The organism is Methanocorpusculum sp. (assembly GCF_030655665.1).
Lineage (GTDB): Archaea > Halobacteriota > Methanomicrobia > Methanomicrobiales > Methanocorpusculaceae > Methanocorpusculum.
The window spans coordinates 1-14,726 of the sequence record NZ_JAUSPQ010000011.1; the positions used below are offsets into that span (position 1 = coordinate 1).

15 protein-coding genes are annotated in these 14,726 nt (G+C 50.7%); 5 read left to right on the top strand and 10 right to left on the bottom strand.

All coding sequences use genetic code 11. The annotated features are described in order from the left end of the window. Positions 1-360: 360 nt before the first annotated feature. On the bottom strand, positions 361-783 hold the full coding sequence (locus tag Q7J08_RS09375; RefSeq protein WP_304911432.1) for a hypothetical protein: 423 nt from the start codon (positions 781-783) through the stop codon (positions 361-363). Between the two features lie 32 nt (positions 784-815). Then, positions 816-3,248, bottom strand: a complete 2,433-nt coding sequence (locus Q7J08_RS09380; protein ID WP_304911433.1) for a CDC48 family AAA ATPase — start codon at positions 3,246-3,248, stop codon at positions 816-818. Positions 3,249-3,463: 215 nt separating this feature from the next. Here Q7J08_RS09380 and Q7J08_RS09385 point away from each other — a divergent pair, with 215 nt between their 5' ends. After that, the gene (locus Q7J08_RS09385) at positions 3,464-4,195 is read left to right on the top strand and encodes an SIMPL domain-containing protein (protein ID WP_304911434.1); all 732 of its coding nucleotides are present in this window, start codon (positions 3,464-3,466) and stop codon (positions 4,193-4,195) included. A gap of 149 nt (positions 4,196-4,344) precedes the next feature. Here the strand turns inward: Q7J08_RS09385 and Q7J08_RS09390 are convergent, their stop codons facing one another. The 6 genes from Q7J08_RS09390 to Q7J08_RS09415 form a co-directional block, all read right to left on the bottom strand. Continuing rightward, positions 4,345-5,568, bottom strand: coding sequence for a magnesium transporter (locus Q7J08_RS09390; protein ID WP_304911435.1), 1,224 nt, complete (start codon positions 5,566-5,568; stop codon positions 4,345-4,347). Between the two features lie 252 nt (positions 5,569-5,820). Then, positions 5,821-7,185 (bottom strand): PFL family protein, encoded by a 1,365-nt coding sequence (locus Q7J08_RS09395; RefSeq protein ID WP_304911436.1) that lies wholly within the window; start codon positions 7,183-7,185, stop codon positions 5,821-5,823. Between the two features lie 7 nt (positions 7,186-7,192). Continuing rightward, the gene (locus Q7J08_RS09400; protein WP_304911437.1) at positions 7,193-7,465 is read right to left on the bottom strand and encodes an ACT domain-containing protein; all 273 of its coding nucleotides are present in this window, start codon (positions 7,463-7,465) and stop codon (positions 7,193-7,195) included. 93 nt (positions 7,466-7,558) lie between these two features. Further along, positions 7,559-8,599 (bottom strand): radical SAM protein, encoded by a 1,041-nt coding sequence (locus Q7J08_RS09405; protein ID WP_304911438.1) that lies wholly within the window; start codon positions 8,597-8,599, stop codon positions 7,559-7,561. 157 nt (positions 8,600-8,756) lie between these two features. Continuing rightward, positions 8,757-9,185 (bottom strand): hypothetical protein, encoded by a 429-nt coding sequence (locus Q7J08_RS09410; protein ID WP_304911439.1) that lies wholly within the window; start codon positions 9,183-9,185, stop codon positions 8,757-8,759. Positions 9,186-9,268: 83 nt separating this feature from the next. After that, positions 9,269-9,616: a hypothetical protein gene (locus Q7J08_RS09415; RefSeq protein ID WP_304911440.1), complete on the bottom strand. Its 348-nt coding sequence runs from the start codon at positions 9,614-9,616 to the stop codon at positions 9,269-9,271. Between the two features lie 12 nt (positions 9,617-9,628). On the opposite strand from Q7J08_RS09415, the gene Q7J08_RS09420 reads away from it, so the two are divergent. The 3 genes from Q7J08_RS09420 to Q7J08_RS09430 are packed head-to-tail and all read left to right on the top strand — an operon-like array spanning position 9,629 to position 13,146. Next, complete coding sequence (locus Q7J08_RS09420) at positions 9,629-11,659, top strand: ATP-dependent DNA helicase (RefSeq protein WP_304911441.1); 2,031 nt, start codon at positions 9,629-9,631, stop codon at positions 11,657-11,659. Then, positions 11,640-12,086, top strand: coding sequence for a methylated-DNA--[protein]-cysteine S-methyltransferase (locus Q7J08_RS09425; protein ID WP_304911442.1), 447 nt, complete (start codon positions 11,640-11,642; stop codon positions 12,084-12,086). The genes Q7J08_RS09420 and Q7J08_RS09425 overlap by 20 nt, the downstream gene beginning before the upstream one ends. 58 nt (positions 12,087-12,144) lie before the next feature. Beyond that, positions 12,145-13,146 (top strand): DMT family transporter, encoded by a 1,002-nt coding sequence (locus tag Q7J08_RS09430; RefSeq protein ID WP_304911443.1) that lies wholly within the window; start codon positions 12,145-12,147, stop codon positions 13,144-13,146. Here the strand turns inward: Q7J08_RS09430 and Q7J08_RS09435 are convergent. Both Q7J08_RS09435 and Q7J08_RS09440 read right to left on the bottom strand, forming a co-directional pair. Beyond that, on the bottom strand, positions 13,139-13,501 hold the full coding sequence (locus Q7J08_RS09435; RefSeq protein ID WP_304911444.1) for a zinc ribbon domain-containing protein: 363 nt from the start codon (positions 13,499-13,501) through the stop codon (positions 13,139-13,141). The genes Q7J08_RS09430 and Q7J08_RS09435 overlap by 8 nt on opposite strands. A gap of 41 nt (positions 13,502-13,542) precedes the next feature. Continuing rightward, positions 13,543-14,064 (bottom strand): hypothetical protein, encoded by a 522-nt coding sequence (locus Q7J08_RS09440; RefSeq protein ID WP_304911445.1) that lies wholly within the window; start codon positions 14,062-14,064, stop codon positions 13,543-13,545. Between the two features lie 395 nt (positions 14,065-14,459). Between Q7J08_RS09440 and Q7J08_RS09445 the strand changes: the two genes are divergently transcribed. Further along, positions 14,460-14,726 (top strand): molybdopterin-dependent oxidoreductase (locus Q7J08_RS09445; RefSeq protein WP_304910803.1); only part of this gene is annotated, 267 nt, incomplete at its 3' end.

The following is a 14,726-nucleotide window of genomic DNA, read 5'->3' on the forward strand; positions in this document are numbered from 1 at the left end:
CCTGTCGCCGCCCCAGCGGCTCCTGTGAGAGAAATATTCTGGGAGTTTTTAATGAAAAAGAAGCGGAGAAATTATTATTGGAAGCCGCTGGGGCGGCGACAGGATTTGCCCGAACGCTTCCGATGAGGGATGAGCAAGACAGCAAAGCTGGATTGCGAAAGTGAGGATAAGCAAATCCGATTCTGAGAGCAAGCCAAAGGCTTGCGAGATTCGCGCCGATTCGCGGTTGGTTATTTCTCATGTATCAAAAATATCCCCGTACACGAAATCGAAGCGCATCTCATACGTACGTCAGTTTTTTTGATTTAAGAGTACACCGCGTAAGTCCTATATAAAAATAAAAAAATAGGGCTGAGAGATTTATTGCTCAGCCAGCTGTGCTAATTTCTTGTAACAGATGATCTCCAGCACACCGTTTTTCAGATGTGTCTGGGTCTGTGACGGGTCGATACCGGCGACCGGGATCACTGCTGAGTATTCACGGTTCGTGCCGGCATTGAGCTGGAGTTTCCCGTCCTGATAGGCGATAAAGAAATCATCCTGACATTCTGAGGGAAGTTCTGTCTGGATGATCACTGTTCCCTTATCCTCAAACATCTCGATTGGGATCGTCTTATTGTGGACCTCATCGGGTGTCAGATGGATCTTACCGCCGGCAAGGACAAACTTCACACCGACGACCGGCGGAAGTTTACCCCCACTTTCTTCAGAGACGTGATTGATCAATATTTTGTGGATGATATCCAATAATTCCCTGTATGCGTCATCTGGTGTTTCCGGCATTCTGTTTCTCCGAGGTGAAGAGATTTCTCTCTTCACGCATCTGCGTTCTTAATTATCTCTTTGATTCTGCTAAAGTCTTTCTGCTGGGACATCAGCAGTTCATCAAGTTCACGGAGTTCTGGGGTGAGTTCCGCATCCTTGTATTCGGCGATATCCAGGATAGAAATACCCTTTTCGAGGGTCTTTCTCTCCTCTTCGTTGAATCTGTACTGCCAGGAACTTCTTTCGGCGTTCCGTCTGCCTGCCTTGTCGAGTGAGGGTCGGACACGCTTCAACGCGGCATCGAAGTGTTTCCCGAAGACCTTAACACTCGATACTGCAAGCGTGATCTCAGCCGCTTCGTGACCTGCCATCACCTTCACGAACTCGCGGATCGCGACCATTTTTGCCTCACGAACGAGTGCCTCGATGTCGGCACCCACGAACCCTTCTGTTTTGTCGACGAGTGCATCCAGATCCACATCTTCGGCAAGCATCGAGCTGATCTCTTTGATGTAAACATCAAAGATCTGCCTTCTTCCTTCGCGGTTCGGCGGGGGGACGAAGATGTGCTGCTCAAGACGCCCAGGTCTCAGCAGGGCAGGGTCGATCATGTCAGGACGGTTGGTCGCCCCGATCACGATGACGTTTTTCAGCTCTTCGAGTCCGTCGAGTTCTGTCAGGAACTGACTGACCACACTCTCGGTCACGTGGGAGGAGCCTTCGTAACTTCCTCTGCGTGGAACGATCGAGTCGATCTCATCGAAGAAGATGATCGAAGGCGAGGCAAGCCGGGCTTTTCGGAAGATCTCACGGATGCCTTTCTCGGACTCGCCGACCCATTTCGACATGAGTTCCGGTCCTTTTACCGAAATGAAATTGCACTCCGACTCGTTTGCGACCGCCTTCGCGAGCAGCGTTTTGCCGGTCCCGGGCGGCCCATACATCAGGAAACCCTTCGGGGATTTCGTGGCGAACTGTTTGTAGACCTCTCTGTATTTGAGCGGCCACTCGACCGCCTGCTGCAGTTCTTCTTTGACAGTGTCGAGCCCGCCGACATCGGCCCAGTGGATATCCGGGACTTCGACGAGGACCTCACGCATGGCGCTTGGCTGTACCATTTTCAGGGATGCTTCGAAGTCCTCGGCGGTGACTTTCAGGTTTTCGAGCTTCTCGGTGCTGATCTCCTCGTCGGGATTCATCCCGGGGAATGCCCGCCTGAGAGCATGCATTGCCGCCTCTTTTACCATCAAAGCAAGGTCTGCTCCGACGAATCCGTGGGTGGTGTTTGCATATTTCACCAGATCGACATTCTCCGACATGGGGACGTTTCTTGCATGGATCTGCAGGATCTCACGTCTTCCTTCTTTGTCGGGCACACCGATCTCGATCTCACGGTCGAAGCGTCCGCCGCGGCGAAGTGCCGGGTCGATCGAGTCGGGAAGGTTCGTTGCAGCGATTACGATGACTTTCCCGCGGCTCTTTAAGCCGTCCATTAAGGAAAGCAACTGGGCAACGACACGGCGTTCGACCTCGCCTTTCGACTCCTCACGTTTTGGAGCGATCGAGTCGATCTCGTCGATGAAGATGATCGAAGGTGCGTTTTCCTCGGCCTTTTCGAAGATCTCACGGAGCTTCTCCTCGGATTCACCATAGAATTTGGAGATGATCTCAGGGCCGGAGATGGTGTCGAAGTAAGCTCCAGCCTCATTTGCCACCGCACGGGCGATCAGGGTTTTTCCTGTACCCGGCGGACCGTAGAGAAGAACTCCTTTTGGCGGCTCGATCCCGAGCTTCTCAAAGACCTCCGGATGTCTGAGCGGATACTCGATCATCTCGCGAACGAGTGACAGCTCTCTGCCAAGACCACCGATATCCTCGTAATGGAGGTTTCCTGCGGATTTTCCTTTGGGTGCATCCTCACCTTTATAGACACTGTCTTTGTAGATGACGGTCGTCTCCGAGCCGATGATCCCTACATCGCCCGGTGAGACATCCGATACGGCGAAGTCGACATACTCGGTGTTGTAGTTGGAGAATCCGCCCCAGCCCGAGAAGAATGGGTCCTCCGATTTGGTCTGGAACCCGAAGGTCAGGATCTGACCTTTGGTGATCGGTCTGCCGGCGAATTTGCTCTGGATCGTTTGTTCCAGCGCCCGGCTGTCGAGACGGATGCTTTGGGAGACCGGCTGGAGCGTGATCTTTGCAGCGGTCTTTGGAATGACCTTCTCAATAACGACGGTATCACCGATACCGGCGCCGGCTGTCTGACGTGTATAACCATCGATAGCGATTCCACCGGATCCTGATACAGAAGAACGCATGACTTTGGCTGCGCCGATGCGTTTTCCGGTGATCTTGATAAAGTCGCCGGACTCTACGCCGAGTTTTGCCATGACGTCGTTGTTTATTCTCGCATATCCGGATCCCGCTTCACTGCGGTCTGCCTCCTGCACAATCAATGAGATTTTAATATTGTCTGACATTTTTCACTTCCTAATCTGTTATAAATATATGTCATTCCCAACTTCTATTTAAAGTATGGTTGGGGGCAATATAAATCGGAAGCATAGAATGTTATTTATAGGCTTACAATACAGAAAATCATTGGGCGCGCAGGATGGAGAATCATAGTTACCAATTTTTTCGTAGTTTTGGATAGGTATATGTCATAATAACGAGCATTACTGTAGTGATACAAATGAAAAAGAATGTACTTGCAATCCTCCTTCTCTTTGTGGTCTTTGCACTCTTCGCTATCCCTGCGGCAGCAGAAGACACCCAGACCGACAAAGTGATCCTCGTTTCCGGATACGGGTTATCTACTACCTCTCCGGATAAAGTAACGATCAGCTTCGGCGTTGAGACCGAAAACCCTGATGCAAAAATCGCCCAGAGCGAAAATGCTGCACTGATGGAAAAAGTAGTTGCCGCACTCAAGAATGCCGGCATCAAAGACTCAAACATCCAGACGACCGGTTACAACATCTACTCCTATGTAACAAGCGAGTATAATCCGAGCCTGTGGGCAAATGGTACCACAGTCTACAAAGTAACGAACACTGTCCAGATCATCTCCTACGATGTCGACAAAGCAGGATCATACATTGATGCCGCAGTCGCCGCAGGAGCAAACTCTGTGAACAGCCTCCAGTTCGGTCTTTCGGACGCGAAGCTGATCATTGAGAGAAACGCTGCGATCCTCTCGGCTGTCAAGTCAGCACGTGCCGATGCAGATTCAGTTTCCTCCGCACTTGGTCTGAAGATCTCGGGAACCGGGACCATCAATGTAGGTCAGAGCTACACGCCAGTCTCCTACACGAACATGGATGTCTCCTTACTGAAGACCGAAGCAGCTGCCGGAACACGGACCACCATCGAATCCGGTGAGATCAAAACAACGGCAACGGTTTCGATCGTTTACACCTACTAACCCCCAATTTTTCCTTTTTTTAGCAATATTCCATGAGTAGGATCCGAGTGATCTGCTGTTTTTCCCCGGTATATCAGAGGCAGAGTTCCCAAAAATAGAAATCAGTTTGCAAAACTCTCTCTGCTCAACTGAGAATTTTTCGCATTCCATTACACAAACATTACTGCCATAACAAGGATCAAGGCAGTTGCTCCGATCAGATCGATCGAACTTGTCATGACCGGAACACCGAAATTATCCGGATCATACCCAAGACGATAGGTAACGGCAGCGGTATAATAGCCAAGCAGATTCAGCACTGTTACCACGATAAGACCCGCTGTCAGAGAGAGTAGGATCATCGGCAAGAGTCCCGGCGTCGTGATCCCGCATAGCACTGCGGCTGCATGAGATAGTATGCCCATAAGCGGGAGGAGGAGCAGGGCATACACATAGTTCGCGAAAAAATGTCGCCACACAACGCCCTGCGGGATACCTTTCGCCTCTACGAGCCCCATATGCATTTCTGTCCCGATCTGTGAGGTCAAGATCCCGCCGATCGATCCGCATCCATTCATAAAAGGAGAAATGAGGATCAAAACGGAGGCAGCTGCGATCAGACCTTCCAGCTGATTCGTATACAAAACACCAGCTATGATGCCCAGCAGACAAAGGGGGGTAAGAAGAGGCAGACCTTCACGCAGAACGTCCTTCATTGTTTTTGTTGCCCAGTGCATAGATATGATCGCCCAGATGATCAGCACAAGTACAATGATCCCAAGAACGGCCTTTCCAATAAATGGGAGCTGCATCACCACGATCGCGGTTCCAACCAGAAACGGCAGGGTCATGATGTCGCCAAACGTGGTTACCACTGGAGCTCCGACCATATCAAGATTCCAGCTCTTACGGTAACAGATCACCGAGATCAGGATGCCTACAGCTGTAACGATGATACCTGCCAGGGTCCCTGATATGACCGAGATGATGACCATCTCAACAATGCCGATCACCTCAGTTCCAGTCAGCAAACAGATGATCTTGCCAAATATCGCCAGAACGACCGAGATGATCACCGTCAGGATGATCGAGGATCGCAGATTATCGCCAAGCTCCGTATCCCTTCCGAACTTTGTCTCGAATGCTCCGAGGTGCATTGAAGAAGACAATCGTGACGTAAGGATGCCGGCTATCGCTCCCCGCATATTTATTGAGGGGGTGACAAGCACCATAAGTCCCGGGATAAGAAGCAGAACAGCACTTACAAAACCAAGATAAATACCCGCAATGAAAGAAAGACTGACACTAATTATCAGTGTCCAAAGCCCGGTAAAAAATTCCCGGTGACCGCGAAGGAGGTAACCCCTCAGCATATCTGCTATCACCATCTCCATCCGGGTTCACCTCTTCTAAGCACATAATACTATACAAGTTAGTTCTGAATACGTATGAAGGCTTTGAACCTGACCAGCCCCAACGGGTGCTGAATAATCCTGTTCTTGGTATAGATAGTATCTGTCGATTATGGAAAATAAAAGGAAAGCGGATATGTTTCAAGATCACTCATATGAATCCTTTTTCAGTTAGGTATGAGAGGGATTTGCTCTTTTCAAAATGAGGAGGAGAATTGGCATGATGCCAAAAAATCAGTTTTTGAAACTGTGGATCGGTGCCGGAATTCTCCCGCCGCGGTTAATGAAATCTGCACACGAGAACTTATTCACTGCCTGTACTGGGGCATAGCCGAGAAGACCGCCGAACTCCACGATGTCTCCGATATCCTTTCCGATAACCGGAATCAGTCTGACACCCGTTGTCTTCTGGTTTATCATTCCGATTGCGGCTTCATCGGCGATGATTCCGGAAATCGTTGTTGCCGGTGTATTTCCCGGAATTGCGATCATATCAAGACCGACTGAACATACCGAGGTCATTGCCTCAAGTTTTTCAATGGTAATGGCGCCTCTGAGCACGGCATCAATCATACCCTGGTCTTCACTGACCGGGATGAATGCTCCGGAAAGTCCGCCGACATACGAACTTGCCATAACACCGCCCTTTTTCACCTGATCGTTCAAAAGTGCGAGAGCTGCCGTTGTACCTGGGGCACCCACGGATTCGAGTCCCATCTCTTCCAGAATCTCGGCGACACTGTCACCGACTGCCGGGGTTGGGGCAAGAGAAAGATCCACGATACCGAACGGAATCCCGAGCCTCTTCGATGCTTCCAGAGCGACCAACTGCCCCATACGGGTGACCTTGAACGCCGTCTTCTTCACGGTTTCAGAAAGCACTTCGAAGTTTTCGCCGCGTACCGCTTCGAGAGCATGCTTTACCACGCCCGGACCGCTGACACCTACATTGATGACCGCGTCCCCTTCGGTCACACCGTGGAATGCCCCGGCCATAAACGGGTTGTCATCAGGAGCATTGCATAACACGACGAGTTTTGCGCATCCGAGGGATCCGTTCTCCTTCGTTGCCTCAGCGGTTGCTTTTACAATCTCGCCCATCAGTTTGACTGCATCCATATTGATACCGGTTTTCGTCGAACCGATATTTATCGAACTGCAGATACGCTCAGTTGATGCAAGTGCCTGGGGAATCGACCGGATGAGATTCTCATCAGCACGTGTCATTCCTTTGCATACGAGCGCCGAGTATCCTCCAAGGAAGTTGACCCCGACCTCTTTTGCGGCTCTGTCCAGCGTTTTTGCGATAGTGACGAAATCCTCCGGGGATTTGCATGCCGACCCGCCGACGAGGGCGATGGGGGTCACCGAGATACGCTTGTTGACGATTGGGATACCATACTCGCGCTCGATATCTTTACCGACAGAGACCAGATCCTTTGCCACACGCGTGATTTTATCATATATTTTCGTATTGAGTGCATCCAGATTCGTGTCGCAGCAGTCAAGAAGACTGATCCCGAGCGTAATCGTTCTGACATCGAGCTTTTCCTGCTCGATCATCTTATTGGTTTCATTTACTTCTAAAATATTAATCATGATTTCTTTAAATCCGGTGCATTTTTTCAAAGATTTCTTCGCGCTGGCATCTGATGTGGACTCCGGTCTCGACTCCGATCTGCTCAAGTTCGCGTGCCATGTCGCCGAACGATACCGCAGATTTACTCGTATCAACGATCATCATCATATTGAAGTATCCCTGCACAATGGTCTGGGATATGTCTTCGACGTTAATCTGATTGTTTGACAGATATGTGCATACTTTTGCAATGATGCCGACGGCATCTTTTCCAACGACGGTGATAATGGTTTTGTTCATGTTCCTCTCCTTATGTGTTATTAAAAAGTCACTAATTCATTATTCCTGTAGGGACAAATAGCTTTGTTTGTCCATGATGAAAAAAGGGGGTTTTCATCCCCATGAGGCAAGTGTCGTCTGCTTATATTTTCCGAGCGATAAATACGGCATCGCCCGTTTCATGATTACACCGCATTCACGGAGCACGTCCGGGTTTGTGATATTCTTTCCCTCCCGCGTTTTGAGAATCGCACCGGCACTCACGGGACCGATGCCCGGCACACGCAAAAGTTCCGAGAACTCTGCGGTTGCCGGGTCCACTTCAGGAAGATTTTTTGCGAGAAGTATTTTGGGATCGGTGTTCATGAGCATGCCGTTTTCGTCGAAGACTGGAGATGTCTCGGCTCTGTCATATCCGTAGAGTCTGAGGAGGGCGTCGACCTGATACCATCTGTTTGCACGCCAGAGAGCGGTGTTGTCATGATTTTCAAGAGGTGTGCCGGCTACAGCGTAGAATGCAGAGTAGTAGACCCTTGCAGGGTTGTACTTTTCATAACTGGTCATGACCGTCTTGAAGAGATCCGCGTCGGTTTCTCCGGCGGCTCCGAGGACAAACTGGGTGGAGTGTTTGCCGGGCATGATCTCGGCAAGCCATTTATGCCGGGTCAGGAGATCGGATGCATAATCTTTGACGGTGGCAAGTTCGGAAAGATAAGATGAACCGGGAGCTTCGAGATTGATGCTGAGTCGGGTGGCATATTTTGCCATTTCGACGATGTCGGTGCGGCTAGCACCTGGAAGGACCTTGAGATGAAGGTATCCGTTGTATCCTGAACTCCGGATGATTTTTGCGGTCTCGGTGAGTTTTTCCATGCCGAGGTCAATGTCTCCGCGGGGGATCCCAGTGCTTAAAAGGAGACCGCCGACTTTTCCCTGACGGTGGAGTTCGAGAAAGCCGTGGGCAAGTTCTTCGGGAGTGAAGTGGATGCCGGTCCTTTTGGTGCAGACCTGACAGTAGGCACAGTCAAAAGAGCAGGTGCCTTCGAGAAGGATACGCATCGGGGTGCATTGATGGATTTTTCCTTCGTTTCGTCCCGTCTGATCGAAGAATTGCGAGCTGGTTGCCAGCTCAATCTTTCGCATGAGTTCCGACATTCCATGTAAGTATCGGTATAGGGGAATATAAACCCCAAACCGCGCGGTGCGATAATGCCCAGACTGATGCGAAAAATGGGGGTCTCATTGAGAGAGATGGGTTACGAAAATCGAGGGAAAAGGGGATAAATTTGGAAGACAACAACCCACAAAAAAATCACTCCCCCGTCTTCACCGCATGCGAAAGGCGAATGCCGACAATGCCCAGCACGATCACCAGAACATCATAGAGGATCAGCATGCCAAGCACCAGATACCAGATAAAACCTTCAGCCGGAATCGCGCCCGAAGACAACCCGCTCATCACTGCAATAAGCTGGCATCCAATCAACAGCCCAAATGCTACTAATCCAATAATCACCACCGGGATCCTCGTTCTCTGCGATAGCACCGAACCGACGACCAGCAGGATCCATCCCGCTAAAACAAGGAAAAACAACTCGGCCGGCATAAAATAATCCATTAGCAGTCTCCCGGCAGATATTGACCCAATTATAGCGGTCACTATCATCAAACCTATCGGGATCCACAGCAAAACGCTTCCCGTCACCGCACATACAAACGCTGCTCTTTGATGATCCGTCATACTGAACCTCCCCTTAATGATTCAGCATAGAACGATCTTCGTATTAATAATATAGATTGGGTACTTTTTCCTCTGGAAAGCGTTCACGCGATATGCAGCTGAACAAGCTCCCAAGCATGCCCCGTACCCCGGAGCACCGCCGTGAATCGGCTGGCGACCCCGCCATACGTACATTCGCCCGATACCCAGGCGATCACGCCCTCACCCTTCACATCCATCCCGCTAAACGTCAGAGGCTTGGGAGAAAAACCCTCACGGCCGTGATGTTCCAGACCCGGAGCAAACACAATGACATCCGGCGCGATGATCTTCTCTGACCCGGTAAAACTTCCCTCAAGAGAACAGACCTCCACCGTTGCGAGAAGTGCGAGTATCTGATCTTTGGTCTGGGTCGAAAGAGGCATACTTAATAGATATGGGTCCAGACACATAATACATTACTCATGGCAGACACCGCTGACTATTTTCCCTACCAAACCTACCGGAAAAACCAAAAGGAAATGCTCGAGGAGGTAGAAAAAACCGCCGAACAAAACGGTATCCTTCTGATCGACGCACCGACCGGAAGCGGAAAATCCAGCGTGATCGCAAGCCTCCTTGCCAAAGCCAACGGACGAAAGATCCTCGTCGCCGTTCGAACCATCTCCCAGCTCCAGATTTTCATCAGGGAACTCGACCTCATCAGGCAAAAGAAACAGCCGACCCTCAAATTCGTCTACCTCATCGGGAAAGGAAACATGTGCCCGCTCGGGGGATACGGGGACGTGTACCGGAGATGCGAAGGCGTCAAAGCATTCACCTCCTCCCTTATGCAGCAGAGGGCCGACCGCGGCTCCTTCGACCCCGCGACCGACAAAGTGATCCTCGACCAGATCAGAAAACAGGACAGAGAACATCCCCTGATATGCCCCTACTTCGTCAACAGCAGAGTCTTCATCCAAGGCGAAGAAGGAGGCAGGCGGATGATCCCATCGCCTGAACTCAGGCGAAAATCCGAGATCGCCCAGAAACAGATCGTCCGGCCGAGTGAACTCCTGAATTTCGCAGGCAAAGTTTGTCCCTACGACCTCATGCTCTCGGCCGCCAAAGGAGCCGACGTCATCATCTGTAACTACTATCACCTCTTCAACGACGACATCAGGGAACAATTGTATGTCAATCTCCAGTGCGAGGAACATAACGTCATGCTCCTCCTTGACGAAGCCCACAACTTAGGCGACGTCATCCAGACGATCCAGAGCATAAAGATCAGGGATACCGACATCGAAGCCGCGGCAAACGAAGTCGCCTCGCTCCGCGACAAAGTCCGCGGTTCCGAAGCCGTCCGCCATATACTCCCCCGGATCGCAGAGTTCATCGACGGACTCCAGCGTTCGAACGAGGCCGAGGACTGGTTCGACCCGCAGATCTTCAACCGGTTCATCATCAAAGGTTCACTCTACGAAAAACCCGAGGCGATGCTCGAAGACATCATTGCCATCAAAGAAGCGATGCGGGACCGCGGGATCGAGCGGGGCGATTACCGTGAGTCGGCGATCGAAAAACTCTGCGAGTTTCTGATCCGGCTCTATCGATCTTCGACCGATCCGTCATTCCTGACTGTCTACACCAAAGACACCGAGGTCATCACGCTCGAGGTCAGGAACATCGACCCGGCCAATCGGCTTCAGGAGCTCGTCTCCAAACACGCAGCGACCATTCTGATCAGCGGCACACTCTCGCCGGTCAGTTCATACAAAAAATACTACTTCGGCGGGATGCCGGTCAAAACCCTCTCGCTCGCAAACTCGTTTCCAAAAGAGAACAGGATGGTTCTTGGAACACGGGACATCACCACGGCATTTTCCAAACGGCAGAACGCCGAGAACACGCAGGCGATCACTGAATATATACTTGCTTTTGCAAAACTCCCGGGAAACATCGCAGTCTACTTTCCCTCCTATCAGTTGCAGAGCCGGTTCGCCGAAGCATGCATAAGCAGGATCCGAAACAAACAGGTCTTCATCGAACCGCGTGAGTCCGACGAGGCGAACGAGGCGCTGAAGGAGTTCATCTCCCTCCCCGGAAAGCATAAGTCCGGGATCCTTTTCGCCGTCTGCGGCGGAAAATGGAGCGAAGGGCTGGACTATCGGGGCGATCAGCTGACCGCGGCCCTCGTGATCGGGCTCCCGCTTGCTCCGTTCACCCCGGTTCGCCGGATGGTCAACAGCTACTACCGGCGAAAGTTCGGAGCGGAAGGGGAGTTCATCGCCTACACCCTTCCCGCGATCAACAAATCGATGCAGGCACTTGGGCGTGTCCTTCGAACCGAAAGCGACCGCGGTGTTCTGATCCTTGGTGACCAGCGGTTTTTGGATGGCGAGATCTTCAGCGGTCTTTCCCCCTGGATGCAGGATGAACTTATGGAGTGTGATGTGGACACGGTGAAAAGCAAGCTTGCAAAGTGGGGAAGTGATGCTTCAGGGCGCATGTAGTTTTGGACTCTGGAAGGTCGCGGTCGATTATGATGGGACAGTGATCCATCGAGTCAGATTCGTTAGAACGGCACCTGAGGGTCCGGTCCCGGTACAGTTTACCAGGTTCCTTGCGGGAAAAGGAACTATGTTCACTCCGCTGACCTCATCTGCGGTGTCAGGCGAAGGGACGTATGCTAAAATCTATCGAGCAGTGTCGGATATCCCGTACGGAAAAACACGAAGTTACGGAGAGATCGCCGAGGTCGCCGGGACACACCCGCGCGTGGTCGGGAACGCTATGGCACGAAATCCCACGCCGCTGATCGTGCCGTGTCACCGGGTCATCACAGCCGATGGAAGTGTCGGCGGATTCTCACCTGACCCAGAGATCAAAAAAACCCTTTTATTGCTCGAAAAAAGCACGATTTTACGACGTTTTTCATAAGATTTTTGGGTCACCTGTTGTCTTAATCCGTTTGAACCGCAAATAATAAGGGACTGAAATGGACCTGCGTTTGCTTATATTCCCCCTCCTTGTTTTCCTTGGAGGCTGCTGTTATGGACCCTCATCGCCCACGATAAAAGCAGCATATGCTGCCGGATATTCCTGGAATGATGTGGTTATGAGCCAGTACTTTTACGGGTGGCTGATCCTGTTTTTCCTCGTCACCGGGTTCATCATCTTCAAGCACATCAAAAAACAATCGATCATGCCCGCGAAAAACGCCAGGCCGCTTCTGCGCCGTGTACCGGGCTTAGCACTTTCCGGCACCTGCATCGCCCTCGTTACCGTGACTTTCTGTCTCTCTCTGCAGACTGTGCCTGCTTACATCTCGGGGATCCTTCTCTTCCAGTTCACCTGGATGGGTGTCGTGATCCAGGCAATCACCGAACGGCGGCTCCCGGAGCCGAAGATGGTCATCTCAGTCGTGATCCTGGTTATCGGTACCTTCCTTGCTGCAGGTTTCGCCGGACTGGAAGGGCCGCTTGACCCGGCAGGCGTGATCTTCGCTCTCATCTCTGCCCTGATGTATGCACTGTATATGTTCATGCTCGGGAGGGTCGAGATCGGGATGCACCCGCTGAACAGAAGTTTTCTTATCCTCAGCTGTTCGCTCCTGCTCATGACAGTTTTCTTTACACCTGCCTACTTCATCCAAGGCACTTTCGCCACAGGTATCTGGCAGTATGGTATCATCCTAGGCTCGATCGGCTGTGTTTTGCCGATGTTCCTCTTCGCGATCGCTGCGCCGAGGATCTCAACAGGAGCAACAACGATCCTCAGCTCTTCGGAGCTCCCGGCAGCTATTATCTGTGCCGTTCTGTTTCTTGGGGAGTCGGTCTCCTGGATCCAGTATGCAGGAATAGCCCTGGTGTTCATTGGTATCGCCTATCCCCAGTATCACCCGCACACCAGTCAGAAATATCGGTGGAATCGGCTGGGAAAAGGAATGGGTATGTATGGGCTTCTACATCCACATCCCCATCCAAAAAAGATCAGGTGAGTTTCGCACCGCAGGAGCTGCAGAACTTGGTTCCTGCCGTGTACTTTGTACCGCAGTTTTTGCAAAAACCATCCCCGCCGTCTGCTGATCCTTCTGCAGGGGGTTTCAGCTCATTGAGCTCAGCTCTCTTTGTAGCAGCTTCATCCTGCAGTCCGGCGAGTTCCGTTCCAACATCCCCAAACTTATATAAACCATCAGACTCGACTGCCATCCTGCCGATACTGGCATAGATATCGTTCTGCTTCTTCTCCAGCTGGCTGATTTCCGACTGAAGCTGGTTGATTCTCATTGACTTCTTTACTTCATCAGCGCCGACTTTGGCACTGGTTTTCAGGCTATCGATAAATGCACCCATAATCCTCTCCTATTACGTATGATGAGATATATTCATTTCTATCATAGAACCGTATCTGCAAGGATCTCGTCCTCGATGAAACGTTCACTCCCGTTTCGTTCAGCTTCGACCATCTCTTCCAGAGATTCACCTGCTTCCCAGTCTTCATCCTGCTCCCAGCACAACCAGCCGGCCGCGTCAAGGCTCGGTCCCTTTTCGGCTGGGTGAGATCCGATCATCTGCCCGATCATATCCATGACATCCGAAAAATTCTCAGGTGAACAGAAGATCACGATCTCTGTCTGGCTATTTCCCCGAACAGTTATCTGCTGATCACCTGGTATCACCTCAGTGACCTTTTGCCAGAGAAGAGCCTGTCTACCTTGTATCTGTGCCAGATAATCGGTCCCTTTTACTTTGTTTTTCCCGGCCCTGAACCCCCATAACTGGGCGGTCTTCCCGCTCTTTTTCGATCTCTGCTCGGTTTTTGCAAAGATCCCGAGATCATTTATCACATAATCCACAGCAATATAATTTGAACCTTTTTCCGGAGGGAGCTCAACGCTCCACACATATGTATCCATGTGAATACATCTCCCGGGGTAAATATATAATCGATGTATTAATTGGGGGATTTTAGTTTTCCCCACCCTTCCCAAATATAGATGTATCCAAAAAAGATTTGCGCCGACGACCACGTTTGGCAACGCGGTTAACTTAACTTATTCGCGCGCAGGAATTTTACACTATTTATCATTATGAATATGTAAATATTAAACGGTTGATATGTCCTAGATGGGAATCTTAATATCATAAAATTATCTCACATCAAAGTATATAAATAAAAAGACAAGTTGGCATGCATTTTAATAGGTTGTATTTTAGATTTTTAACTGTCCCCCCCAAACTAGGATAGGTGTGCACGGATGGCATAGCTATCAAAAGGTGTGAAATTGGGGCACAAAAAAAGGTTTTATCTATGGAAATAAAGTACGTAACAACAACCTGCCCGTATTGCGGGACCGGCTGCTCCTTCAACCTTGTCGTGAAGGATGGCAAAATTATTGATGCCCAGCCGTGTCAGCGCTCTCCGGTCAATGAGGGAAAACTCTGTCCGAAAGGTGTATTCGGCTTTGAGTTCATCAACTCACCCGACCGGTTAAAGACTCCGCTCGTGAAAAAGAACGGAAAACAAGTACCAGCAACCTGGGATGAGGCACTCGCCGTCATCGCAGAAAACTTCGGC

Excerpts from the sequence above, each read along its gene's own strand:
- Q7J08_RS09375 (WP_304911432.1), bottom strand. The coding sequence starts at position 783 with ATGCCGGAAACACCAGATGACGCATACAGGGAATTATTGGATATCATC.
- Q7J08_RS09380 (WP_304911433.1), bottom strand. The coding sequence starts at position 3,248 with ATGTCAGACAATATTAAAATCTCATTGATTGTGCAGGAGGCAGACCGC.
- Q7J08_RS09385 (WP_304911434.1), top strand. The coding sequence starts at position 3,464 with ATGAAAAAGAATGTACTTGCAATCCTCCTTCTCTTTGTGGTCTTTGCA.
- Q7J08_RS09390 (WP_304911435.1), bottom strand. The coding sequence starts at position 5,568 with ATGGAGATGGTGATAGCAGATATGCTGAGGGGTTACCTCCTTCGCGGT.
- Q7J08_RS09395 (WP_304911436.1), bottom strand. The coding sequence starts at position 7,185 with ATGATTAATATTTTAGAAGTAAATGAAACCAATAAGATGATCGAGCAG.
- Q7J08_RS09400 (WP_304911437.1), bottom strand. The coding sequence starts at position 7,465 with ATGAACAAAACCATTATCACCGTCGTTGGAAAAGATGCCGTCGGCATC.
- Q7J08_RS09405 (WP_304911438.1), bottom strand. The coding sequence starts at position 8,599 with ATGTCGGAACTCATGCGAAAGATTGAGCTGGCAACCAGCTCGCAATTC.
- Q7J08_RS09410 (WP_304911439.1), bottom strand. The coding sequence starts at position 9,185 with ATGACGGATCATCAAAGAGCAGCGTTTGTATGTGCGGTGACGGGAAGC.
- Q7J08_RS09415 (WP_304911440.1), bottom strand. The coding sequence starts at position 9,616 with ATGTGTCTGGACCCATATCTATTAAGTATGCCTCTTTCGACCCAGACC.
- Q7J08_RS09420 (WP_304911441.1), top strand. The coding sequence starts at position 9,629 with ATGGCAGACACCGCTGACTATTTTCCCTACCAAACCTACCGGAAAAAC.
- Q7J08_RS09425 (WP_304911442.1), top strand. The coding sequence starts at position 11,640 with ATGCTTCAGGGCGCATGTAGTTTTGGACTCTGGAAGGTCGCGGTCGAT.
- Q7J08_RS09430 (WP_304911443.1), top strand. The coding sequence starts at position 12,145 with ATGGACCTGCGTTTGCTTATATTCCCCCTCCTTGTTTTCCTTGGAGGC.
- Q7J08_RS09435 (WP_304911444.1), bottom strand. The coding sequence starts at position 13,501 with ATGGGTGCATTTATCGATAGCCTGAAAACCAGTGCCAAAGTCGGCGCT.
- Q7J08_RS09440 (WP_304911445.1), bottom strand. The coding sequence starts at position 14,064 with ATGGATACATATGTGTGGAGCGTTGAGCTCCCTCCGGAAAAAGGTTCA.